19 protein-coding genes are annotated in these 24,214 nt (G+C 40.2%); 14 read left to right on the top strand and 5 right to left on the bottom strand.

Annotated features, from left to right (window positions below; translation table 11 throughout):
- The first annotated feature begins 55 nt into the window (after nucleotides 1–55).
- On the top strand, nucleotides 56–1,534 hold the full coding sequence (rmuC, locus tag ACYVIL_RS06030; protein ID WP_460311900.1) for a DNA recombination protein RmuC: 1,479 nt from the start codon (nucleotides 56–58) through the stop codon (nucleotides 1,532–1,534).
- Nucleotides 1,535–1,708: 174 nt separating this feature from the next.
- Here the strand turns inward: rmuC and rimO are convergent, their stop codons facing one another.
- Complete coding sequence (gene rimO / locus ACYVIL_RS06025; protein ID WP_460311899.1) at nucleotides 1,709–3,115, bottom strand: 30S ribosomal protein S12 methylthiotransferase RimO; 1,407 nt, start codon at nucleotides 3,113–3,115, stop codon at nucleotides 1,709–1,711.
- A 469-nt stretch (nucleotides 3,116–3,584) separates the two neighbouring features.
- Here rimO and ACYVIL_RS06020 point away from each other — a divergent pair, with 469 nt between their 5' ends.
- The gene (locus tag ACYVIL_RS06020) at nucleotides 3,585–5,375 is read left to right on the top strand and encodes a diguanylate cyclase domain-containing protein (RefSeq protein WP_460311898.1); all 1,791 of its coding nucleotides are present in this window, start codon (nucleotides 3,585–3,587) and stop codon (nucleotides 5,373–5,375) included.
- A 53-nt stretch (nucleotides 5,376–5,428) separates the two neighbouring features.
- Complete coding sequence (locus ACYVIL_RS06015) at nucleotides 5,429–5,905, top strand: DUF2919 domain-containing protein (RefSeq protein ID WP_303473755.1); 477 nt, start codon at nucleotides 5,429–5,431, stop codon at nucleotides 5,903–5,905.
- Nucleotides 5,906–5,932: 27 nt separating this feature from the next.
- Here the strand turns inward: ACYVIL_RS06015 and ACYVIL_RS06010 are convergent, their stop codons facing one another.
- Entirely contained in the window at nucleotides 5,933–6,346 is a 414-nt protein-coding gene (locus ACYVIL_RS06010) for a hypothetical protein (protein WP_303473756.1), read from the bottom strand.
- 225 nt (nucleotides 6,347–6,571) lie between these two features.
- On the opposite strand from ACYVIL_RS06010, the gene ACYVIL_RS06005 reads away from it, so the two are divergent.
- Nucleotides 6,572–7,213 (top strand): hypothetical protein, encoded by a 642-nt coding sequence (locus ACYVIL_RS06005; protein ID WP_460311897.1) that lies wholly within the window; start codon nucleotides 6,572–6,574, stop codon nucleotides 7,211–7,213.
- Nucleotides 7,214–7,237: 24 nt separating this feature from the next.
- On the opposite strand, the gene tcdA is transcribed toward ACYVIL_RS06005, so the two are convergent.
- A complete protein-coding gene (gene tcdA, locus ACYVIL_RS06000; RefSeq protein WP_460311896.1) occupies nucleotides 7,238–8,014 on the bottom strand; it encodes a tRNA cyclic N6-threonylcarbamoyladenosine(37) synthase TcdA in 777 nt (258 codons plus the stop codon).
- Between the two features lie 311 nt (nucleotides 8,015–8,325).
- Between tcdA and ACYVIL_RS05995 the strand changes: the two genes are divergently transcribed.
- Together ACYVIL_RS05995 and ACYVIL_RS05990 are read left to right on the top strand one after the other, a co-directional pair.
- Nucleotides 8,326–9,744, top strand: coding sequence for a mannose-1-phosphate guanylyltransferase/mannose-6-phosphate isomerase (locus tag ACYVIL_RS05995; RefSeq protein ID WP_303473759.1), 1,419 nt, complete (start codon nucleotides 8,326–8,328; stop codon nucleotides 9,742–9,744).
- Between the two features lie 13 nt (nucleotides 9,745–9,757).
- Nucleotides 9,758–11,206, top strand: coding sequence for a phosphohexomutase domain-containing protein (locus ACYVIL_RS05990; RefSeq protein ID WP_460311895.1), 1,449 nt, complete (start codon nucleotides 9,758–9,760; stop codon nucleotides 11,204–11,206).
- A gap of 89 nt (nucleotides 11,207–11,295) precedes the next feature.
- On the opposite strand, the gene ACYVIL_RS05985 is transcribed toward ACYVIL_RS05990, so the two are convergent.
- Nucleotides 11,296–11,721: a DUF3429 domain-containing protein gene (locus ACYVIL_RS05985; protein ID WP_303473761.1), complete on the bottom strand. Its 426-nt coding sequence runs from the start codon at nucleotides 11,719–11,721 to the stop codon at nucleotides 11,296–11,298.
- Nucleotides 11,722–11,897: 176 nt separating this feature from the next.
- Entirely contained in the window at nucleotides 11,898–13,178 is a 1,281-nt protein-coding gene (gene gltA, locus ACYVIL_RS05980) for a citrate synthase (RefSeq protein WP_303473762.1), read from the bottom strand.
- A 401-nt stretch (nucleotides 13,179–13,579) separates the two neighbouring features.
- Here gltA and sdhC point away from each other — a divergent pair, with 401 nt between their 5' ends.
- The 8 genes from sdhC (at nucleotide 13,580) to sucD (ending at nucleotide 23,459) form a co-directional block, all read left to right on the top strand.
- The gene (gene sdhC / locus ACYVIL_RS05975; RefSeq protein WP_303473763.1) at nucleotides 13,580–13,954 is read left to right on the top strand and encodes a succinate dehydrogenase, cytochrome b556 subunit; all 375 of its coding nucleotides are present in this window, start codon (nucleotides 13,580–13,582) and stop codon (nucleotides 13,952–13,954) included.
- Entirely contained in the window at nucleotides 13,948–14,298 is a 351-nt protein-coding gene (gene sdhD / locus ACYVIL_RS05970) for a succinate dehydrogenase, hydrophobic membrane anchor protein (RefSeq protein ID WP_303473764.1), read from the top strand. Before sdhC ends, sdhD begins: the two co-directional genes overlap by 7 nt.
- The gene (gene sdhA, locus ACYVIL_RS05965; RefSeq protein ID WP_303473765.1) at nucleotides 14,295–16,064 is read left to right on the top strand and encodes a succinate dehydrogenase flavoprotein subunit; all 1,770 of its coding nucleotides are present in this window, start codon (nucleotides 14,295–14,297) and stop codon (nucleotides 16,062–16,064) included. Before sdhD ends, sdhA begins: the two co-directional genes overlap by 4 nt.
- A gap of 14 nt (nucleotides 16,065–16,078) precedes the next feature.
- On the top strand, nucleotides 16,079–16,789 hold the full coding sequence (locus tag ACYVIL_RS05960; RefSeq protein ID WP_303473767.1) for a succinate dehydrogenase iron-sulfur subunit: 711 nt from the start codon (nucleotides 16,079–16,081) through the stop codon (nucleotides 16,787–16,789).
- A 176-nt stretch (nucleotides 16,790–16,965) separates the two neighbouring features.
- A complete protein-coding gene (gene sucA, locus ACYVIL_RS05955; protein WP_303473768.1) occupies nucleotides 16,966–19,788 on the top strand; it encodes a 2-oxoglutarate dehydrogenase E1 component in 2,823 nt (940 codons plus the stop codon).
- 12 nt (nucleotides 19,789–19,800) lie between these two features.
- Nucleotides 19,801–21,288: a 2-oxoglutarate dehydrogenase complex dihydrolipoyllysine-residue succinyltransferase gene (gene odhB, locus ACYVIL_RS05950; RefSeq protein WP_303473769.1), complete on the top strand. Its 1,488-nt coding sequence runs from the start codon at nucleotides 19,801–19,803 to the stop codon at nucleotides 21,286–21,288.
- A gap of 132 nt (nucleotides 21,289–21,420) precedes the next feature.
- The gene (sucC, locus tag ACYVIL_RS05945; RefSeq protein WP_303473770.1) at nucleotides 21,421–22,587 is read left to right on the top strand and encodes an ADP-forming succinate--CoA ligase subunit beta; all 1,167 of its coding nucleotides are present in this window, start codon (nucleotides 21,421–21,423) and stop codon (nucleotides 22,585–22,587) included.
- Complete coding sequence (sucD, locus tag ACYVIL_RS05940) at nucleotides 22,587–23,459, top strand: succinate--CoA ligase subunit alpha (protein ID WP_303473771.1); 873 nt, start codon at nucleotides 22,587–22,589, stop codon at nucleotides 23,457–23,459. The genes sucC and sucD overlap by 1 nt, the downstream gene beginning before the upstream one ends.
- The last annotated feature ends 755 nt before the right edge of the window (nucleotides 23,460–24,214 follow it).

The raw sequence follows: 24,214 nt of genomic DNA, 5'->3' as shown, positions 1-24,214 counted from the left end.
ATTTCATCAAGTACTTCGCAATTTTACCCATCTTTATTAATTAGAATCCATTAATATGAATGTAGATTTAGACCAAAATACTGTTTTACTGTTAGTCGCTACCGGTTTTTTAGGACTGTTGCTAGGGACGCTTGTGACTAATGTAATTAATCGTCAAAAGCATCTGAGCGACAAAAAAGAGGCACAACAACAACAGGATCTCATTCGGCAACAGCTCGAAAATCAAATTTTGCAGCTACATGATGACATCACAAAGATGCAGACAAAAATTGATGAAGCCCATCAACAGCAACTTCTTGCACAGCGAAAATTTGGTGAGTTAGAGCAAAAAGATTTGCAAATAGAACAATTGTCTATTCAGCTTGCAACTTGGCAAGAAAATGCGCAAAAGGCTAACGACAAGTCGAATCAATATTATTCTCAACTTGAATCCCAAGGGGCCAGTTTTGCCCAAGAACGTATCGCGTTAGAAGACAAACTTGATTTACTGACCAGTGCTGAGAAACGTTTACAGGAACAATTTGAAAACCTGGCAAATAAAATATTTGAACAAAAGCAACAGAAGTTTACGCAATCAAGTCAAGCTGGGCTCGATGCTTTGCTAACTCCCCTTAAAGAACAAATCGAAGGCTTCAAAAAGCAAGTCTCTGATCAGTACGTCAAAGAAGGTCAAGAGCGAGCTTCCCTCAAAACTGAAATTTTAGGGCTCAAGGAACTTAACCAGCAAATTACGCAAGATGCAGCAGCATTAACCAAAGCCTTAAAGGGGGATAACAAACAACAAGGTAATTGGGGAGAGGTTGTTTTAGAGCGCATTTTAACTGAATCTGGTTTACGAGAAGGGCACGAGTTCGACACCCAGGTCAGCCTTAAAAATGAATCTGGAAAACAATACCAGCCCGATGTGGTGGTGCATTTACCTAACGATAAAGACATCGTTATTGATTCCAAGGTATCACTGGCGGATTACGAACGTTATTTTAACTGTCAGGATGATGAGCTTTCCCGTCAGCAGTTTTTAGTGGCCCATACCCACTCTTTACGCAATCATATTAAGGGACTAGGGAAAAAGGATTATCAAGATCTAAAAGGTATACGCACGCTGGATTATGTGTTGATGTTTATTCCCATAGAGTCTGCTTTTTTAGTGGCCATAGATCACGCGCCTGAGTTAGTAAAGTTGGCTCTGGACAATAATATTATGTTAGTTAGCCCCACTAACTTATTGGTGGCACTACGTACCATCAATAATATTTGGCAATACGAATACCAAAATCAGAATGCGCAAAAAATTGCCACTCAAGCTGGCAAGCTGTATGACAAATTTCATGGTTTCGTGGAAGATATGGAGAAGATCAGCAAATCCGTTGAATCAGTGCAAAAAAACGTAGACGCAGCAACCAATAAGTTAGTCTCAGGAAAGGGAAATCTTGTTCGTCAAATAGAACAATTTCGGCACCTTGGGGTGCAAACCAATAAACGTCTTAGGCAGGATTTAATTGATCAGGCCAAAGACGATAATGGAGATGATTAAGCCGTTGACATGGTGAGCAAGTAAAGCCTTTGAACGGGTAAATTAACGGGCTGATTATCAGCCCGAATTGCACTTGCGCAGAAGATTTGCTTTGTGTGCGCGCACAGGTTACTTACACCGAGTACTTACGATTCGCATTTGACAGAGCTTGGCAATGAAACCAACAAGGTTGAATTAGTCTTCTACTTTCACTGCCCACATGTCATGTTCGTCTGCATGAATAATTTGCCCCCAAATGAGATCGCCAGGATTAACCTCAAATTCATCCGTTAAATACACTTGACCGTCGATTTCCGGTGCATCAGCGAAACAACGCCCTACGGCACCTTCGCTGGTAACCTCATCAATCAATATTTGGTATTCCAAGCCGATTTTTTGCTGTAGTTTTTCAGCACTAATTTGAGACTGTAAGGCCATAAAACGTTCGAAACGCTCCTGTTTAACCGTTTCTAGCACAGGATCCGGTAGATCGTTAGCTTTAGCCCCTTCAACGTCTGAGTATTTAAAACAACCCACTCTATCGAGTTGAGCTTCCTTTAAAAAGTCTAGGAGTTGTTGAAACTCCTCTTCTGTCTCACCTGGGAAGCCGACAATGAAGGTGGAACGTATAATTAATTGAGGGCAAATGGCGCGCCAAGCTTTGATCCGTTCGAGGGTTTTTTCTGCCGCAGCAGGACGTTTCATCAACTTCAGTATTCGTGGTGTAGCGTGTTGGAAAGGAATATCTAAATAAGGCAATATTTTCCCTTCTGCCATTAACGGAATGACTTTATCAACCGAGGGGTAGGGGTAAACATAATGCAAGCGCACCCAAATACCCATTTCTGCCAATTTTTTACATAGTCCCAGCATGTCAGTTTTCACTGGCATTCCATCCCAAAAGCCGGTTTGATATTTTACGTCAACGCCGTATGCACTGGTATCTTGAGAAATAACAAGAAGCTCTTTTACTCCTGCATTTTTTAATCGAGTGGCTTCATCCAACACTTCGCCGACTGGGCGGCTGACTAGATCGCCACGCATGGAGGGGATAATGCAAAAAGTGCATCTATGATTACAGCCCTCGGAAATCTTCAAGTAAGCATAATGTTTAGGAGTCAGCTTAATTCCATGGTCAGGTACTAACTGCATAAAAGGGTCGTGTTTAGGCTTGGGAAGGTGAAAATGAACTTGCTCTACCACGCTTTCATAGGCGTGAGGGCCGGTAATCGCCAACACATTAGGATGCACTTCGCGAATTTCGTCTTCTTTGACACCCAAACAGCCAGTAACGATAACTTTGCCGTTTTCGGCCAGTGCTTCACCAATGGTATCCAAGGATTCCTGTACAGCAGAATCGATAAACCCACAGGTATTTACAATCACTAATTCAGCATCATTGTAGGTGGGCACGACATCGTAGCCTTCAGTCCGTAACTGAGTCAAAATGCGTTCTGAGTCGACTAAGTTTTTAGGGCAGCCTAAGCTCACAAACCCTATCTTGGTGCCTGAAGCTGCTTTCGTTACAGTATTTGATTCCAAGATTTTCACTGGTGTTTCTAGAGTAGTGGTTTGCTTGGGGTTAACGATTTCTACGGTCATCTTACGCCTTGTGCTATTGCAGGTGTTATTTAAATGAGTTGACTTAACCATCTGAAAATATTGGACTAGCTTAAAATGCAGTCAAATTAGACAGCCATGCCTGAATTGGTTATTTTACGCGCTGAATTATACAGGATTGTCCTTTGCGGTGATAGCGTCTAGTAAAAACTAAGTCTAATCAGATATTAACGTCAATTTATAGAGCGCAATGATGTTTACAATGGCTGCTAAAACTTAATTTTCGGTGCTAGAAATTGGCATTAAGGGGACTATCTATTAGCCACGACATTCGCATTTTTAGGCGTTTTCAACTACCTCATTCCATCTTGTGCTTAAAACTAGAAAGAATTAAACTTATAATTAGATTTTCATGGGGCTGATTGTTTAGCTTTAAAACATAATATAACAATAAGAACAATTAAATCATGTTTATTGACAGCTTCCTTTTTACGCGTGTTCGGATATTACCTTGATTAGAAAATCAGTGTACTTTTATTTTTTAATCGTTTTGCTGATCAATTCTTCGGTGGGTTTTGCTGCCGAAATTAGCGAAATTGATAACTTTATTCTCACCTCAACAATTGAGCCCTATGATTGCCCCGAAGACGATGCAAATCTAGCAATCGACAGTTATTTGAATCTTTCAGAATTGAGCGATACCCAGAAATTTCAACTAATGGTGATGAAAACCCATTGGCAAATTTGTGTTGGAAAACACGAAGAAGCTAAACAAGCATTGATCGCACTTATCAATAATCCCAAAGTAGATAGAGAGATGGAATATTTTGCCTCAGCTACTTACCAGTTAGGTTTCATTTATGATGTTCAAGAAAATTTGGATCGTTGTGAATATTATGGAAAGGCAGAACAACTTTCGCAGAACAAATTTGAAGGGATTAATCTGAGTGCGCAGTTGGGTTTGATCACGGTTTGTCATGCTAACATGGATGATGGTGTCAAACTCGGTAAAATGTACGCTTTGTTGGAAACCTATGCGGTTAAAAATGATCAGGCGGCTTTAGCTCATATTCACAATAATATAGGGCTCCTTTATGGCTCATTAGGTCAACAGGTTTTAGCCGCTGAGCAATTTCAAAAATCTTACGAGTTAGGGTTAAATACCTACACAAGTTCCAACTTACTGGCCACGCTAATGAGCGTTATCTCTTCTCACATGGCCGCTGGGAATTTTGAAAAAGCCGAACAAGCGATTCAAGAATTTAAACGCGTCAATCTTTCCGTTGATACAGCGTTATCTAATGTGTGGTTGTATTTTGCTGAAGCGGGCTACCATTATCGAACCAATAATATTGAACAGTTACGCTATAGTCTTGCAAAGTGGAAAATCTATCTTGAAAGCATCAATAGTTCCACATTTAATAGTTTGTATCGTTGGTATAGTGCGGTGGTCTGTTATGAAGATAATGACATTGCATGTCTAAAGCAATTTTTAGAAGATGAAAAAAATACCAATGAAGGTTACAAAATCTTTGTTAATAGAAATAAAGACTACTTGAAATTTATCGTACAAGTCTACTTGTATCTGGGCGATATTGAAAACGCTGAAAAAGCCTTCAACACTTTTTCTGAGGTAATGATCAATAAGGCTATTGAGCAACAAGAATCAGGTAAAATATTGGGAGTGGCTAATCTACATAGCCAAATTCAAAGCTTAGAGACTAGTTTGCAAGCGTCAAAAAGTGATCGTATTCAAACCATCGTTATTGTGGTCTGCGTGCTCCTGATTGTTATTGTTGCAATCATATTTTGGCTACGTCACCGTTATCTCAATAGTTTATCTTTTGATACGGTTACTAACCTACTTAATAGTAAAGCCGCATTGGCAAAAATTAAACGAGTACCTGAACCTTCACCTGGACGAACCAATGCATTAGCCTTATTTGATTTAGGCAACTTTCGAGATGTGAATAGGCAAATAGGGGCAACCAATAGTGAGTTAGCGTTAAAACAAATATCCTTAACCCTAAGCCAGGTTACGCGTGAACGCGATATTTTAGGTAGATTTGCACCGGAGCAATTCATCGTCTGCCTAACTGATATAGAAGAAGATTCTGCAAAATCATTTTTTGAACGTATGCGATATGCATTGGAGAATACGATTTTGGGTGAGCAACGTGGTCAACAAGTAAGTATTCGTTCTAGTATGAGTATCTATATTTCCAGTGGAACCTTTGTAGATTTAGATGAAGTGCTTGATGACATGTTACTGTCCCTTGGAATTCAAACTGAAAGTGAATAATTTCCATTGGCTTCGGCCACAGTTTCAGTGCTTAGACGCTATTCAACTCTAAAATGGCGAAACTACTATTACCTTTAAACCATTATGATGAGGCTGGGCGAATTAAACCGCCACGATTTTTTTGGTGGTGTTGTTTATTTCTCGCAAAAAGTTATGCCATTTTTGTTCTTTCACTCAGTAATTTTCGAGATGCAGATGGATTGCTTGAAATATTTTATCCGCAAAAAAGTGAACTATACATTGGTTTTGGCATTGGCGGTGGAGCGTTAATTGCGATAATTATTGTGGCGTACAGAGAAAAGTGGTGGGATAGCAAGTGGCAATTTATCAGGCGACTCATAAAACCTTGTTTGATTTTAACCGTTTTACTTGATTTGGCCCATCAAATGCAAATTTCGGTCGGCCAATACTGGCAGTTTTCCTGGCCGGTTGCTTCCATGATGTTAGTTGATGTGGTGATACTTTATTGGATTTTAAAAAGTCGCCATTTACGCTATATGATAGCGGATTGGGCTGATAATCAGCCCTGATAAATTTTCTAGGGGCGCTTTGTATGGTTACTGCACACTATTTGCCACAGCCTGTTGAAAATAATCTTGTACACTTATTTGACTATCATTGACTAGTCTTTGGTAACAAATACCAGCAAATGCATAAGACTTGCCTGAGTACTCCATGACCACATAAGGTGCATCTTTATCTGATTCATCGTAGCGCCAATTTCCGCCCACAAGCTGTTTAAATATTTCGCCTAAATAAGCTCCGTAAATATTCGATATGGTAAAAACAGCGTCATTTTCTAACGCTTGATCTTTGTATCTTTCAATCCAAGCTAAAATCACATCGTCAACTAACGAGATACTTTCAACTGTCCCATCTAATACAAGTTTAAATTCATCCAACGTGGTATCAATCGCATTTTGAGCACTATCTGCCATCAATTGATTGAGTTCTTCTTGGGTCATGCGCATGGAGCATCCTTAAATTAATCAGTATTGTCTTATACAGTAATGTGATTGTGGCGATATAATCGCTTTTTGTCTAATTTTCCATTGGATATTGATCATATGCTTGTTTGATATCGGCAAATTTGCTTATTTCTTTTCTCAAACATTCGATATTTTAATTTTAATATTTTAATAACGAGTTAAAGCCGCTATGTTGATCCCAAAATCTTTGAGTCACGTAAAGTTGATATGAAGTATGCATTTGTTCTACCAACAACCGCGTTATTTGCACTGGGTTTAATTTCATCTTTGGTGCATTTTGACGTTATTCCTGCTGGGATAACTATACTTGAAGACTTAAAGTCATATTTCGGTGAGTACTTTTACGCTTTGATTTTTTTCATTATCTTAGCAGAGTCAATTGTTTACGTGGGGTTTTACTTTCCGGGGCAGTTTTTTGCCGTCGTATTGGTGATTTTATCCAAACCAACCGTCGCGGATATTCTATTCTTAACCTTTGCCATGGTTGCGGCGGCAACGATGGGTTCATACATTAACTACCGACTCGGACAGTTGAGTAGAAACGACGACTCTCAGCATTCTAAAATTAGTTTAAAAGCGCTGTTGTTAGCGATGATACATATTAATTCATTGGCCTTCTTCATGTTTAATCAAGGAAGCAAAAATGGGCCTTTAAGAGTGATTTGGATGGCAGGTTTACTCAATCTTCCATATTACTTAGTGCTAATAACCTCAACTGCATTGTTAAGCGAAGAAATCATGCAAGTGGCGGAAAGTACCTGGTTAATGATATCAATAGTTTGCGTTTGGTTAATTATTGCAATCGTTTTAGATGTTAGGAATGCGCGTTCAACTCAACAGAAAACCTAATCACTGTATCTATTTAAACCCAACTTACAGGGATAAAAACTTATTTATTGCACGAGAAGCGGCGAAAAATCCAAAACAAGCCGTTACCGAAACCGCTGCTCCGAATCCGGTATTACAATCTAATCTAGCACTACTTTGAGCTTCCGATTTTTGGCACGAAACGCTACCGTCACCTTGTGGGTAACGCAGGTGTTCAGTGGAAAATACACATTCAACTGCAAAACGTCTTTTAGGGTTTTGGCTAAAGTTGTGAAATCGTCTTAACTGGCTTCGAAGTTTAGCGGCGAGGGGATCCTGGATGGTTTTAGATAGATCTGAAATGGTTATTTTACTTGGATCAATTTGACCGCCAGCACCGCCTGTCGTAATGATTTTTATTTTGTTTCGTTTACAGTGGGCAATTAAAGCTGCTTTTGCAGGGACACTATCGATGGCATCAATGACATAATCAAATTCTTTACTGATGTATTCTTGCAGGTTTTCTGGCGTCACAAAATCTTCAATGCAATTGACCTCACATTCAGGATTAATTTGCCTAATACGCGCTGCCATGACGTCTACTTTGGCCTCACCAACGGTATCGGTTAATGCATGAATCTGTCGATTGGTATTAGTGGTACAAATATCATCTAAATCAATTAAAGTGATTTTTCCTAACGCTGTGCGAGCCAACGCCTCGGCTGCCCATGTCCCTACACCTCCGATCCCAACAACACAAAAATGCGCTTTTTTAAGACGTTGTGTTTCTGTTAAACCATAGAGTCTTTCGGTACCACCGAAACGCGATTTTTGTTCCTGCATAAATGAAAATTGTTTGTCATGTTTTTAATTTCGCGCAGTATAACAATTACTATCAATATTGCTAATTTATGTCACAAAGAGATGTTAAAAGTATGCAGTTTTAAAGTGAATATAATGGGTAACTTTGACGTTATTGTTATGTTTTTTAGCTTATTGCTATTCAGTTGTTGATTACTAAGCGCAGCTTTTATAGCATGCTTTTAACTATGTTTGTGGAACGGATGGTTTCAGGTATTTGACGAGCTTTAACGCATTCATTGCGAGTGAGTCATGGGCCTAGACATCATTAAAATATAAAAAAGGAAAAATACATGAAACCAGTTGTATTAGCGGGCGGATCTGGAAGTAGATTGTGGCCAAAATCACGTGCTGCATTGCCAAAGCAGTTTTTAGCGTTAACCGATGAAAACACTATGTTGCAAAATACTGTCAGTCGCCTTGATGGTTTAGACATGGATCCAGCTATTTTTATTTGTAATGAAGCACACCGCTTTCTTGTAGCCGAGCAATTACGTCAGCAAGGCAGGGATCACGGCGGAATTTTGCTTGAGCCTGTGGGTCGCAATACTGCTCCTGCTATCGCATTAGCTGCGTTGCAGGCGTGTAGCGAAGGTGAAGATCCTGTACTACTGGTTTTAGCTGCAGACCATTTAATCAAAGACAACAAGGCTTTCCATAAAGCGATTCAACACGCCAATGCGTTAGCTGAACAAGGGAAGTTGGTTACCTTTGGTATCGTTCCTGATTGTGCCCATACTGGTTACGGTTATATTCGCAGAGGAGAGCAGTTAAATCATTCTGAAACGGGGTTTGCAGTATCGCAGTTCGTAGAAAAGCCAGATATGGAAACTGCTGAAAAGTACGTTGCCAATGGTGATTATTTTTGGAATAGCGGTATGTTTATGTTCAAGGCTAGCCGCTATCTACAAGAGCTAGAAAAGTATGCGCCGGAAATGCTCAAAGTATGTAAAGAAGCGATTTCTTCAGAATCTAAAGATTTAGACTTTGTGCGTGTTGATGCTGATATTTTTGCCACTTGCCCAGATGACTCAGTTGATTATGCGGTAATGGAAAAAACCGACGACGCAGCTATGGTTCCATTAGATGCCGGTTGGAATGATGTAGGTAGCTGGTCTTCTTTATGGGAAACAGCTGACAGCAAAGATGCTCAAGGTAATGTTTGTGTGGGTGATGTTATGTTAACCAACACAAATAATAGTTACATTAATTCTGAACAACGACTAATTGCTGTAGTAGGTTTAGACGATGTCGTTGTGGTAGAAACCAAAGATGCAATTTTGGTAGCAAATAAAAATAAAGTTCAAGACATTAAAACAGTGGTTAATGAACTCAAAGCGCAACACCGACCAGAGTTTGAATTTCATCGTGAAGTATTTAGACCTTGGGGAAGTTACGATTCCATCGATAACGGTGACCGATTCCAGGTGAAACGCATTACGGTTAATCCGGGTGAGAAACTTTCAGTTCAAATGCATCATCACCGAGCCGAACATTGGATTGTGGTTTCAGGAACCGCAAAAGTAACGAACGGTGAAGAGACCTTCTTAGTCACTGAAAACGAGTCTACATATATTCCAATTGGTATCGTCCATGCGCTAGAAAATCCAGGTAAAGTTCCACTTGAGCTTATTGAAGTGCAATCAGGTAGTTATTTAGGTGAAGACGATATCGTTCGTTTTTCAGATAGATACGGTCGCACAGCGAAGTAAATAAGGACTTAAGATGCAAATTAGTTGTTTTAAAGCGTACGATATTCGTGGCAAATTGTTAACGCAATTGGACGAAAATGTGGCTTATCGAATTGGCCGAGCCTATGCCGAATATTTAAATGCCAATGACGTGGTTGTTGGTGGTGATGTGCGTCATACTTCAGCACCATTAAAATTAGCATTGAGTGCCGGCCTAGTCGATGGTGGTGCTAACGTCATCGATTTGGGTATGACAGGCACAGAAGAAATTTACTTCGCTACCAAACATTTAGGGGTTGATGGCGGCATAGAAGTGACTGCTAGTCATAACCCGATTGACTACAATGGTATGAAGTTGGTTAAAAGTGAGTCTCGCCCAATTAGCGGCGATACCGGCTTGTTTGCTATCAAAGATATTGCTGAACAATATGATCAAGACACAGTTGAATCGCGTTTAAGTTTTTTCTCTGATAAACGCAGTAGCGATGAAGCATTCCTAAAAGGCGAGGGCAGTGTTTCCACTGATAAACTCACCGCTTCTGGTAAATATTCACAACGTTCATGTTTACCTGCTTATGTTGAACATATATTGTCTTATGTGGATTTGACAAACTTCAAGCCATTAAAGCTAGTTGTAAATGCCGGTAATGGAGCTGCAGGTAAAGCATTAGATAGTATTGAACAAGCGTTAAAATCCCTTAAAGTACCCATTGAATTTATTAAAGTGCATCATCAACCGGATGGTGACTTTCCAAATGGTATACCTAATCCATTGTTACCAGAAAGCCGTGCAGATACAGCCAATGCTGTCATCGCCCATCAAGCTGATATGGGAATAGCCTGGGATGGGGATTTTGACCGTTGTTTCTTGTTTGATGAGACTGGCGAATTTGTTGAAGGGTATTACATTGTAGGTTTGTTAGCTAAAGCATTTTTGGATAAAAATGCTTCGAGCAAAATTATTTACGATCCTCGTGTATATTGGAATACTGAAGACATTGTAAAAACTGCTGGCGGTACGCCGATTAAAAGCAAAACTGGCCATGCCTTCATTAAAGAAAGAATGCGTAAAGAAGATGCTGTTTATGGCGGTGAAATGAGCGCCCATCATTACTTTCGAGATTTTGCGTATTGCGACTCGGGTATGATCCCCTGGTTATTAGTAGCAGAGTTAATCTGCACCAGTGCTCAGCCATTGTCTGAATTAGTGAAGCAACGAATAGCGGCTTTCCCTTCATCAGGTGAAATTAACAGTCTATTGGAGGACGCTGATGCTGCACTTAATCGAGTTATTGCTAAATATCAGCCTATGGCAGAAGTGATAGACGATACAGATGGTGTAGGATTGGAGTTTGGCAACTGGCGATTTAATCTAAGAAAATCGAATACCGAGCCTGTTATTCGTTTAAATGTTGAATCCTCAGGAGATATTGCCTTGATGGAAGAAAAAACAGCTGAGTTATTGGCGCTTATTCGCGCTTAACTTTGTTGTAGAAGTGACGATATTAAAAAAATAGCCCTACTGGGCTATTTTTTTGCTAAAAATTTGATTGAAGAACTGATTTATTTTAACTATTGAGACATTTGGTAAATTAACCAAATTATCATTAAATGGCTGCCTACGGTAATTGCAGTTAAGCGGATCCTCAAGGATTTATACCATGTGGCCAGGCTAGAGAGTTTAAATTCGTAAAAAATAACCAAGATATAACTACAAGCCAGGGTAATTAATGCAGCCTCGGGCGGAAACCAAATAACACTCAACCAACCTACAATCGAAGGCAGCATAGCCAAGTATATTAAGATTATAGAGCGCTTGTTATTAATTCCATCAAACCATAATACACCACCTAAAAAAGATAAAATAATGGCAGAATACTGAATGAAAAAGCCAACTCCTTCAAAGTAGGAAACGGTTTCCCAAAGTATAAAAAAAGGCAGAAAAATAAATGGGGTTAATCCAGCATAACCTAATATTTTGGCGTGGTATTTAAGCATTTTTATCACTTTTTGTGGTGTTATTGATTTGTTAATGTAATCAAACTTGTTTATTTACTTATATTTAACATTTGTTTGCTGCAATAAGCTAACTTATTGACCAGAATTAATTTTTTATTTAACTACAGAGAAAAAAATAGCGCCTTGAGGCGCTATTTTTGAATAGTCAATAATAGTTACTTTTTAATTGGGTTGTACTTTCTAGCATTTTCACCAGTATAAAGCTGACGAGGACGCCCAATTTTTTGTCCAGGTTGACTTAACATTTCGTGCCAATGAGATACCCAACCCACTGTTCTTGCTAGTGCAAAAATACAAGTGAACATGTTAGTAGGGATGCCAATTGCCTTAAGAATGATACCTGAATAAAAATCCACATTTGGGAAAAGCTTTTTCTCAGCGAAATACGGGTCGCTAAGGGCAATTTTTTCTAGTTCCATAGCCACATTCAGCAATGGATCATCAATGTTCATCTCTTCAAGTACTTCATGACAACTTTCGCGCATCACAGTTGCACGAGGGTCGTGGTTTTTATAAACACGGTGACCAAAGCCCATTAATCTGAACGGGTCATTTTTATCTTTAGCACGAGCTATAAACTCAGGAATGCGGTCTACACTGCCAATTTCTTGCAGCATGTTCAAACAAGCTTCATTGGCACCACCATGAGCAGGCCCCCATAAAGATGCAACGCCAGCGGCAATACACGCGTATGGATTAGCGCCTGATGAACCCGCAAGTCTGACTGTAGAAGTAGATGCATTTTGTTCGTGATCAGCATGCAATGTAAAGATACGGTCCATTGCTCTAGAGACAGCAGGGCTTATTTCATAATCTTCAGCAGGTACAGAAAACATCATGTTTAAGAAGTTTTCAGCATAACTTAGATCATTTCTTGGATAAACAAAGGGTTGACCGACATTATATTTGTAACACATGGCCACTAAAGTAGGCATTTTTGCGATTAAGCGGTAAGCACTTCTTAAGCGTTGTTCAGGATCAGAAATATCTAAATCATCGTGATAGAAGCTAGATAGCGCACCAACTGTACCACACAACATGGCCATTGGATGAGCGTCACGGCGGAAGCCTCTAAAGAAGTTTGTTAATTGATCGTGAACTAAGGTGTGACGTGTAATGGTGTTTTTAAATTCAGCATATTCTTCAGAAGTGGGCGTTTTGTCGTGTAATAACATATAGCAAACTTCTATATAATCGGCGTCTCTCGCCAACTCTTCAATTGAATACCCTCTATGAAGTAATACGCCTTTAGCTCCATCAATAAAGGTGATGGATGATTCGCAAGAACCAGTAGCCATGAAACCAGGGTCAAAAGTGAAGTAACCGCTAGAGCCTAATGCTCGAACATCTATTACGTCGTTCCCAGCAGTTCCCGAAAGTACCGGAAGTTCTACCTCTTTGTCGCCTACCTTTAAAATGGCTTTAGTTTCTGCCATAAGATGTTCTCCTTAGACTAAGTTCTTAAACTGTTAAAAATTTATACAATAATAACAGCCATGAAAAAAAGTGTGCTATTTGTACTTAGAAAGTTAGCGCAAGTCAATTTTAATACACGAATGTTTAATATTTATTCTTAAAATGTGTCCGTATTACTCATAAATACCTAAATCCATAATTAAACCGTTTTTATCAAGAACAAAAATTGTAATTAATCTCTACGGTGGATATACTTTGTGACACTAAATGAAAAAAACGCTTAGTTGTTAAAGGTTTAATACTTAATTAACAAAGTGTTAACAGTTGAGCTAGCTTAACTTTATTTTTCGTTTATGCACTATACAACATAATAACTTTAAATAAATGCGTCAAACCTCAACAATGATTACAGGCACATAAAGTGAAAAAACAAAGACCAGTCAATCTGCAACTCAATACGATAAGTTTTCCCCCTTCAGCTATAGTTTCTATTTTACATCGGGCAACCGGTGTTGCTATGTTCTTCGCCCTGATTTTTGTGATCTGGGCCTGGGCTGTATCAGTATCAAGCCTTGATGGGTTTAATACGGTGCAAGAAGTGATGGCAGGGCCTCTTGGTAAATTCGTTGCTATCGGTACCTTATCCGCATTGACCTACCATATTCTTGGCGGTATCCGTCACGTGATTATGGATATGGGTCATTGGGAAGAAATCGACTCAGGCAACTTAAGCGCACAAGCCACTATTGGTTTGTGGGTATTAGTGACGATCGTTATAGGAGTTATATTGTGGTAACCGAACAAGCGGGTTTAAAACGTAACGGAGTGCAAGATTTTGTTACTCTGCGTGCTACGGCACTTATCATTACCTTATTTTCTTTTTACATGACCTATTTTTTCATTGCCACACCCGTGGTGACATTTGAAATTTGGAGAGATTTATTTTCTAGCATATTTATGAAAGTTTTCACTTTCATTACGCTAGTTGCAATTATGTATCATGTAAGAATTGGTCTATGGCAAGTTTTAACTGATTATGTCAAAGGTCCGGGTTTACGAGCAACGTTACAATATGTACTTAACATTATTGCATTTGTGTATGTTGCAGTTGGTTTATTTGTTTTGTGGGGTGTGAAGTGAGTATTCCGGTTCATGAGTTCGATGCGGTAGTAGTAGGGGCTGGCGGCGCTGGAATGCGAGCAGCTTTACAAATTTCTCAATCAGGTAAATCCTGTGCGTTACTTTCAAAGGTATTTCCAACACGTTCACACACAGTGTCTGCTCAAGGCGGGATCACTGTTGCGTTAGGAAATGCCCATGAAGATAACTGGGAATGGCACATGTACGATACAGTTAAAGGCTCTGATTACATTGGTGATCAAGATGCAATTGAGTACATGTGTAAAACAGGTCCTGAAGCGATTATTGAAATGGAGAATATGGGTTTGCCATTTTCTCGATTCGAAGACGGTAGAATTTATCAGCGTCCTTTCGGTGGTCAATCTCAAAACTTTGGCGGTGAACAAGGCGCTCGAACAGCTGCTGCAGCCGACCGTACAGGTCATGCTTTATTACATTTGCTTTATCAGCAGAATGTGAAAAATAAAACAAAAGTATTCAGTGAATGGTACGCCCTTGATTTAGTCAAAAATCAAAATGGTGATGTAGTCGGTTGTACTGCTATTGACATTGAAAGTGGTGAGGTCGTTTACTTTAAGTCTAAAGCCGTCGTTTTGGCTACAGGTGGAGCAGGTCGTATTTATGCTTCAACTACCAATGCTCACATTAATACCGGTGATGGTGTTGGTATGGCATTGAGAGCGGGTGTACCGGTTCAAGATATGGAAATGTGGCAGTTCCACCCAACTGGTATTGCCGGTGCTGGTACGCTAGTTACTGAAGGGTGCCGCGGTGAAGGTGGTTACCTTCTTAATAAAGACGGCGAACGTTTCATGGAACGTTATGCACCAAACGCGAAAGATTTAGCGGGCCGTGACGTGGTAGCACGTTCAATGATGACTGAGATTCGTGAAGGTCGCGGTTGTGACGGTCCTTGGGGTACGCACATTAAACTTAAGCTTGATCACCTAGGTAAAGACGTCTTGGAATCAAGATTACCAGGGATTCTTGAGTTGTCTCGTACCTTTGCTCACGTTGATCCAGTAAAAGAACCTATTCCAGTTATTCCAACTTGTCACTATATGATGGGTGGTATACCCACTAACGTTGATGGCCAAGCAATTAGCATTGATAAAGATGGCAATGAAAAACCCATTGGTGGATTGTTTGCATGTGGTGAGATTGCTTGTGTATCTGTTCATGGCGCCAACCGTTTAGGTGGTAACTCGCTATTAGACTTGGTTGTTTTCGGTCGTGCTACAGGTCTGCATCTTGGTGAAGCTATTGATAAAATTGATTCTACTGAAGCATCACAAACTGATGTGGAAGAAGCTATGGTACGCTTCAATCGCTGGGAGAGCTCAGAGGTTGGTAAAGGCGAAGATCCAGTACAAATCAAGAAAGATTTACAACAATGTATGCAACTTAACTTTTCTGTTTTCCGCGAAGGGGATGCCATGGCCGAAGGTCTTGCTGAACTGAAAGAAATCAGAGAAAGGTTGAAATTTGCCCGCCTTGATGACAAGAGTAGCGATTTCAATACTCAGCGTATTGAATGTCTTGAGCTTGATAATCTAATGGAAACTGCATTTAGTACTGCGGTAGCAGCGAACTTTAGAACAGAAAGTCGCGGGGCACATAGTCGTTTCGATTATCCAGATCGTGATGATTCACAATGGTTGTGCCACTCTGTTTACTTACCAGAGTCAGAGTCTATGCGTAAGCGTGATGTAAACATGACACCTAAATTACGCGAAGCGTTTCCACCTAAAGCTAGAACTTATTAATTGGAGTAACGAAGATGAATCTTACTTTCTCAATATATCGTTACAACCCGGATGTTGATAACGCTCCACGCATGCAAGAATATTCGCTTGAAGTGGAAGAAGGGCAAGATATGATGGTGCTTGATGCACTTATCGCCCTTAAAGAACAAGACCCTACGTTGTCATTTAGACGTTCATGCCGTGAAGGTGTGTGCGGATCAGATGGCGTAAATATGAATGGTAAAAACGGCTTAGCATGTATTACCCCGCTTTCCGCATTAGGAAAAGGAAAAATTGTAGTACGTCCTTTACCTGGTTTGCCTGTGGTACGTGATTTAGTCGTTGATATGAGTCAGTTCTATACTCAATACGAAAAAATTAAACCGTTTTTAATTAATGATGATAAACATCCGCCAGCTCGCGAACATCTTCAACTTCCTGAAGAGCGTGCTAAGCTAGATGGTTTGTATGAGTGTATTCTGTGTGCATGTTGTTCTACATCATGTCCTTCATTTTGGTGGAATCCAGATAAGTTTATTGGTCCCGCCGGATTGTTACACGCTTATCGATTCCTAATTGATAGTCGTGATACCGCCACTGATGAACGACTCAGTGATTTGGATGACGCATTTAGCGTGTTCCGTTGTCACGGAATCATGAACTGTGTGAGTGTTTGCCCGAAAGGACTTAATCCAACTAAAGCCATCGGCCATATCAAGTCGATGCTGCTACAACGGGCTGTTTAGTTTAGTCATTTAACACCAGTGGTGTTAATCGTGACAGCAAGTCTAAATAGCCATCCTTCGTAGGATGGCTTTTTTGCTTAAAAAATCGAACCTTATTGGTTTATTTACTTTAATTTTTTGGATATTTACGCATACTAGATATCCGGTTGTTAGCCTTACTTTTTAAAGGGACAATAATGCAACAAAGCGTGATGAAAGCATGGTGGGATTCTTCACACATGGCTGGCGGCAACGCTGCTTATATAGAAGAACTCTACGAAACATTTTTGGACGATCCAAACAGTGTTTCAGAGCAGTGGCGAAGTATATTTGAAAGTTTGCCTAAAGTGGATGGCGTTGAATTAGATACCAACCATTCTTTAATAAGAGAGCAATTCAAAGCCTTAGCTGCTTTAGGTCCTGCGGCCAGAGCAACTAGCAGTGCACCTGCTAAAGCTTCAAGTAGTGATGAAAAGCAAGTTAAAGTATTGCAGTTGATCAATGCCTACCGATTTAGAGGGCATCAACATGCCAATCTAGATCCTTTGGACTTATGGAAGCAGCCTAGGGTTCGAGACCTAGAGTTATCCCACCATAATTTGACTGAAAAAGATTTCGATACCCATTTTAATGTAGGTTCTTACGCCATTGGTCAAGAAACCATGACGTTGAAAGATCTATTCACTTCCTTGAATAGAACTTATTGTGGCTCTATCGGTTCTGAATATATGCATATCACTGATACTGAACAGAAACGTTGGTTACAGCAGCGCTTAGAATCGGTACAGGCAAAACCTGAAATTAGTCGTGATGAAAAAATCAATATTCTAAAGGGCCTAGTTGCTGCCGATGGTATGGAGAAATACTTAGGGGCTAAATTTCCAGGTGCAAAACGCTTTTCATTAGAAGGTGGTGATGCATTAGTGCCTATGCTTAAAGGCTTAATTAACCACGCTGGTGCTAATGGTGCTAAAGAAGTGGTTATTGGTATGGCTCACCGTGGACGACTTAATGTTCTAGTAAATGTCTTAGGTAAGAACCCTTCGGTTTTATTTGATGAGTTCTCTGGTAAACATGATCAATCCCTAGGTGCAGGTGATGTTAAATATCATGCTGGTTTCTCTTCTGACTTTGCTACCGAAGGTGGTAATGTGCATTTGGCGTTAGCATTTAACCCATCTCACTTAGAAATAGTCAATCCTGTGGTCATTGGTTCAGTAAGAGCGCGTCTTGACCGTCGTGAGTGCTCTGATGGTTCAACGGTTTTACCTATTACTATACACGGTGACTCAGCCATAGCTGGGCAGGGTGTTGTACAAGAGACATTTAATATGTCTCAAACCCGCGGATTCAAAGTGGGTGGTACAGTTAGAATCGTAATTAATAATCAGGTAGGCTTTACTACTTCTAAAACAGAAGATACCCGCTCAACACAATATTGTACTGATATTGCGAAGATGGTTCAGGCACCTATATTCCATGTGAATTCTGATGATCCTGAAGCTGTTTTATTCGTCACAAAATTAGCGCTAGATTATCGTAATACTTTTAAACGTGATGTGATGATTGACTTGGTTTGTTATCGTCGTCATGGTCACAACGAAGCTGATGAGCCAAATGCGACTCAGCCATTGATGTATCAAAAAATTAAAAAGCATCCTGTGCCACGTTTATTGTATGCAGATCAATTAACTGCTGAAGGCAGTATTGAAGATCACGAAGTTGAGAAATTAGTCAGTGAATATCGTGCAGCGCTAGATCACGGCGCGTGTGTTGTTCCAGAGTGGCGTCCTATGACAGAACATTCTGTAGACTGGACTCCGTATTTGGGGCATGACTGGGATGCGCCTTACAATGCTCAAATTGATAAAGATAAACTCATTGAGCTTGGCCGATCTATTGTCAATTATCCTGAGAGCTTTAAATTGCAATCGCGGGTGAAAAAGCTCTATGGCGATCGTGAAGCTATGCTTGCAGGAGAAAAGCTTATCGATTGGGGGATGGCTGAGAATTTAGCCTATGCCGATATTGTTTCAAAAGGAACAAATATCCGCCTAACTGGTCAAGATTCTGGTCGAGGTACATTTTTCCATCGCCACGCGGTTCTACATAACCAAAGCGATGGCGCGGAATATATGCCATTGCAACATGTGAGTGAAGACCAAGGTAAAATGGAAATTTACGACTCAGTGCTGTCTGAGGCTGCGGTTGTCGCTTTCGAATTTGGCTATGCAACGGCTGAGCCTGGTACCTTAACTATTTGGGAAGCACAATTTGGTGATTTTGCCAATGGCGCACAAGTGGTTATCGATCAGTTCTTAAGTTCTGGTGAAGCAAAATGGGGACGCTTATGTGGATTAACATTATTGCTTCCACATGGTTATGAGGGGCAAGGTCCTGAGCATAGTTCTGCTAGATTAGAGCGCTTTTTACAATTATGTGCAGATCATAACTGGCAGGTGTGTGTGCCTTCTACACCAGCGCAGGTTTACAACATGATCAGACGTCAAGCGATTCGTCCAATGCGTAAACCGCTAATTGTTATGTCACCTAAGTCACTTTTACGTCATCCTCTGGCAGTGTCTAGCTTTGATGAATTAACTGATGGTGTTTTTCACACTGTGATTGACGAAGTTGATGATATTAAGCCAGCTGATGTTAAACGAGTTGTAATGTGTTCAGGAAAAGTTTACTACGATTTATTAGAACAACGTCGTAAAAACGAACAACAGGATGTGGCTATTGTTCGAATTGAACAACTTTATCCTTTCCCAAGTGAGGACGTGGTGGCAAAGATCACTAAAAAGTATACTCACGTTAAAGACTGGGTTTGGTGTCAAGAAGAACCACAAAATCAGGGAGCATGGTATTGTAGCCAGCATCATTTCTGGGCATCGCTCCCAGAAGGAGCAAAACTAACTTATGCAGGTAGAACTGCATCTGCTTCTCCTGCAGTTGGCTATAACGCAGTTCACAATCAACAGCAAAAAGCGTTGGTTGATGACGCACTTACTCTATAATTAGGAACCAGTATGACAATAGAAATTAAAGTACCGGTGCTACCAGAATCAGTAGCAGATGCTTCGATTGCCACATGGCATGTCAAAGTTGGTGACAAAGTCAGTCGAGATCAAAACCTTGTTGATATTGAAACCGACAAAGTAGTGTTAGAAGTTGTATCACCAGACGAAGGTACAATTACGGAAATATTGGATGCTGAGGGTGATACAGTCCTTGGTGAACAAATTATTGCAAAACTAGAAGAAGGCGACGGCGCTAGCAGTGCAAAAGCACCTGCAGCACCCGCAGCTAGTCAACCAACTACATCAAGTACAAAGGGTAAATCAGTGGAAATTAAAGTTCCTGTGCTGCCAGAATCGGTAGCTGACGCAACAATCGCAACATGGCATGTACAACCTGGGGAAGCGGTTTCTCGGGATCAGAACCTAGTGGACATCGAAACTGACAAAGTAGTGTTAGAAGTCGTTGCTCCTGCTGACGGTTCACTAACTGACATCGTTGCCCAAGAAGGTGACACTGTTACTGCTGAGCAAGTTATCGCTAATTTTGCTGAAGGTGCAGGTGCATCTGCTCCAGCAGCTAGCGAATCTACAGAAGCTGAGTCTGCAGAAGAGAATGACGCCTTGAGCCCATCAGTAAGACGTTTATTGGCAGAAAAAGGCGTTGATGCGTCGAATATCAAAGGCACTGGCAAAGGCGGTCGTATTACCAAAGAAGATGTTGAAAAACATCTGAAAGGCGCGTCTAAACCAGCATCAAAAGATGCCGCAGTTGCAGCTCCAGCCGCGCTAGTTGGCGAGCGTACTGAAAAACGAGTACCAATGACACGTCTGCGTAAAACCATTGCAAGTCGTTTATTGGAAGCGAAAAACTCTACGGCAATGTTGACTACCTTCAATGAAATCAACATGAAGCCAATTATGGATTTGCGTAAGCAGTATCAAGAAAGTTTTGAAAAGCGCCATGGTATACGTTTAGGTTTCATGTCTTTTTACGTGAAAGCTGTGACAGAAGCATTGAAGCGTTTCCCTGAGGTTAATGCATCAATTGATGGTGATGATATCGTTTATCATAACTATTTTGATATCTCTATTGCGGTTTCAACTCCTCGTGGATTGGTCACTCCAGTTTTACGAGATTGTGACGCTCTAGGAATGGCAGGGATTGAAAGTGGTATTAAATCTCTTGCGATAAAAGGTCGTGATGGCAAATTAGCCATGGATGACTTACAAGGTGGTAACTTTACTATCACTAACGGCGGTGTATTTGGGTCATTATTGTCAACTCCAATTATTAACCCTCCACAAAGTGCTATTCTTGGTATGCACAAAATCCAAGAACGTCCAATGGCGGTAAATGGAAAAGTTGAAATTTTACCAATGATGTACTTGGCACTATCTTATGACCACCGAATTGTTGATGGTAAAGAGTCCGTAGGCTTCTTAGTTACGGTAAAAGAAATGTTAGAAGATCCAACTCGTTTACTTTTAGACGTATAATATTTTGGACTAAATCGAATTGATAGGTGGTAGCTTGAGCTATCATCTATCCAAATGTCGGTATTTTATCGGCACCTTTAATCAAGTCGCTATTATGCGACTTTTAAATTAAATTAAACGGATAGAAACACCATGAATTTGCATGAATATCAAGGTAAGCAATTATTCAAAGAATATGGCTTACCAGTATCTGAAGGGTTTGCTACAGATTCTCCAGAAGAAGCTGCAGCAGCGGCCGATAAAATTGGCGGAAGTGAGTGGGTAGTAAAGTGCCAAGTACACGCAGGTGGCCGAGGTAAGGCTGGCGGTGTTAAATTAGTTAAATCTAAAGATGAAATCAAAGCATTTGCTGAGAAATGGTTAGGTAAAAATCTAGTTACTTTCCAAACTGACGAAAATGGCCAACCAGTTAGCAAGATTTTAGTTGAATCTTGTACGGATATTGCTGATGAACTTTATTTAGGTGCGGTTGTTGACCGTACTTCTCGTCGTATCGTTTTCATGGCGTCTACTGAAGGCGGTGTTGAAATTGAAACTGTTGCTGAAGAAACACCTGAAAAGATTTTGAAAGCTGAAATCGACCCTATTGTTGGTGCTCAACCGTACCAAGCGCGTGATATGGCATTCCAGTTAGGCCTTAAAGGTGTTCAAATCAAACAGTTCACTAAAATCTTTTTAGGTTTAGCGAAAATGTTTGTTGATTTAGATATCGCACTTATCGAAATCAACCCTCTTGTTATAAAAGATGACGGTGATATTCATTGTCTAGACGCTAAAGTGGCTATTGATGGCAACGCTGCATATCGTCAGCCTAAAGTTAAAGCTATGCACGATCCATCTCAAGATGATGCCCGTGAAGCTGAAGCGGCTAAATGGGAACTAAACTATGTAGCACTAGACGGAAACGTTGGTTGTATGGTTAACGGTGCTGGTCTTGCAATGGGAACTATGGATATAGTCAACTTGCACGGTGGCAAGCCTGCTAACTTCCTAGATGTTGGCGGCGGTGCGACTAAAGAACGTGTTGCAGAAGCATTCAAAATCATACTTTCTGACAGCAACGTTAGTGCAGTATTAGTTAATATTTTCGGTGGAATTGTACGTTGTGACATGATCGCTGAAGGTATTATCGGTGCAGTTAAAGAAGTGGGTGTGAACGTACCTGTTGTTGTACGTCTTGAAGGTACTAATGCTGAACTAGGCCGTGAAGTATTGGCTTCATCTGACCTAGATATTATCGCTGCAAGCAGTTTGACTGACGCAGCTCAGCAAGTTGTTAAAGCTGCGGAGGGCAAATAATGTCAGTATTAATTAATAAACATACCAAAGTTATCTGTCAGGGTTTTACTGGTGGTCAAGGTACTTTCCACTCTGAGCAAGCAATTGCTTACGGTACGCAAATGGTTGGTGGTGTTACACCTGGTAAAGGTGGTACAACTCACTTAGATTTGCCTGTATTTAATACAGTACGCGAAGCTGTCGAAGAAACTGGCGCAACTGCTTCTGTCATATATGTACCTGCACCTTTCTGTAAAGATTCAATTGTAGAAGCTGCTGATGCAGGCATCGAATTGATTATTTGTATCACAGAAGGTATTCCTACCATCGACATGTTATTCGTAAAAGAATACTTGACGGTAAAAGGTGTTCGTATGATCGGACCAAACTGCCCAGGTGTTATCACTCCGGGTGAATGTAAAATCGGTATCATGCCTGGTCATATTCATAAGCCTGGTAAAGTAGGTATCGTTTCTCGTTCTGGTACCCTAACTTACGAAGCAGTTAAACAAACTACAGACGAAGGCTTTGGCCAATCTACTTGTGTTGGTATTGGTGGTGATCCTATTCCTGGTTCAAACTTCATCGACATTTTGAAGTTGTTCCAAGAAGATCCAGAAACTGAAGCAATCGTGATGATTGGTGAAATTGGTGGTTCTGCAGAAGAAGAAGCTGCTGAATTTATCAAAGCTAATGTAACTAAACCTGTTGTCTCTTATATTGCTGGTGTAACTGCACCTGCTGGTAAGCGTATGGGTCACGCTGGCGCAATCATTGCCGGTGGTAAAGGTACAGCTGACGAGAAGTTTAAAGCACTTGAAGATGCAGGTGTTAAAACAGTTCGTTCGCTTGCTGATATTGGTAAAGGCTTGCGTGAAATTACCGGTTGGTAATCTGCAATTAATTTGCTGTGAAAAACCCGCTTTCTAGCGGGTTTTTTTATGCCTATTATTCTTTGTAATTTAACTTAGTCGTAGTATAAAAATCCTCCATTAATTGTCGAAAATACTAGGTTTACTCCCTTTAAAAAACCGCATCTGATAGCTAACAAAATATAAATTCTCAAAACGAATTTGTAGTATCAAAGTTAATCAGGATTTAGATGAGTTTCAAAACTTCAGGGGTAATACTGATTGGCAAGCAGCTGACAAATTACCAGTGGCAGCGTACTTTTCTTAATTAAACATGAAAAGTGAGTTTAAAACGGTTTACTAGGGGGATTCGCGAGTGCAGAGGATGAAAGAGGTATACCTTATTTTGACTCCGATATTTCCATTTTTTATTTGTATAATGGCTTATATTTGGCGGATATCGGCTTTAGTCAATTTAACTATTTCTCTGATGTCGATAATGTCTATGTGACTAAATGTGGTAGCTATCCTTGTGAAAATAAGAATGAATTATTTGCATACCGGCTTGATTTAAAATACGAGGTGGATTGGGATACGTCACCTAATTGGGAAATATCCAATGAGGTTGCATTTACTTTCATAATGATTACTTTCTAATATTATTGAGGGATGCTGTTATCTGGAGTTGGTTTAGTCGCTTACTTTTAAGCACCGGCTTAACCTGTAAAGCTTTATAAATTATTTGATTAAAAAGATTTTGCCTTCCTAGCAAAGTGTTATAATAGCTTCTTTTTTCG

The sequence above is a fragment of the Aliiglaciecola aliphaticivorans genome, from assembly GCF_054782055.1.
Note: the sequence above shows the minus strand (reverse complement) of the source record. Positions and strands in the feature narration are given on the sequence as shown.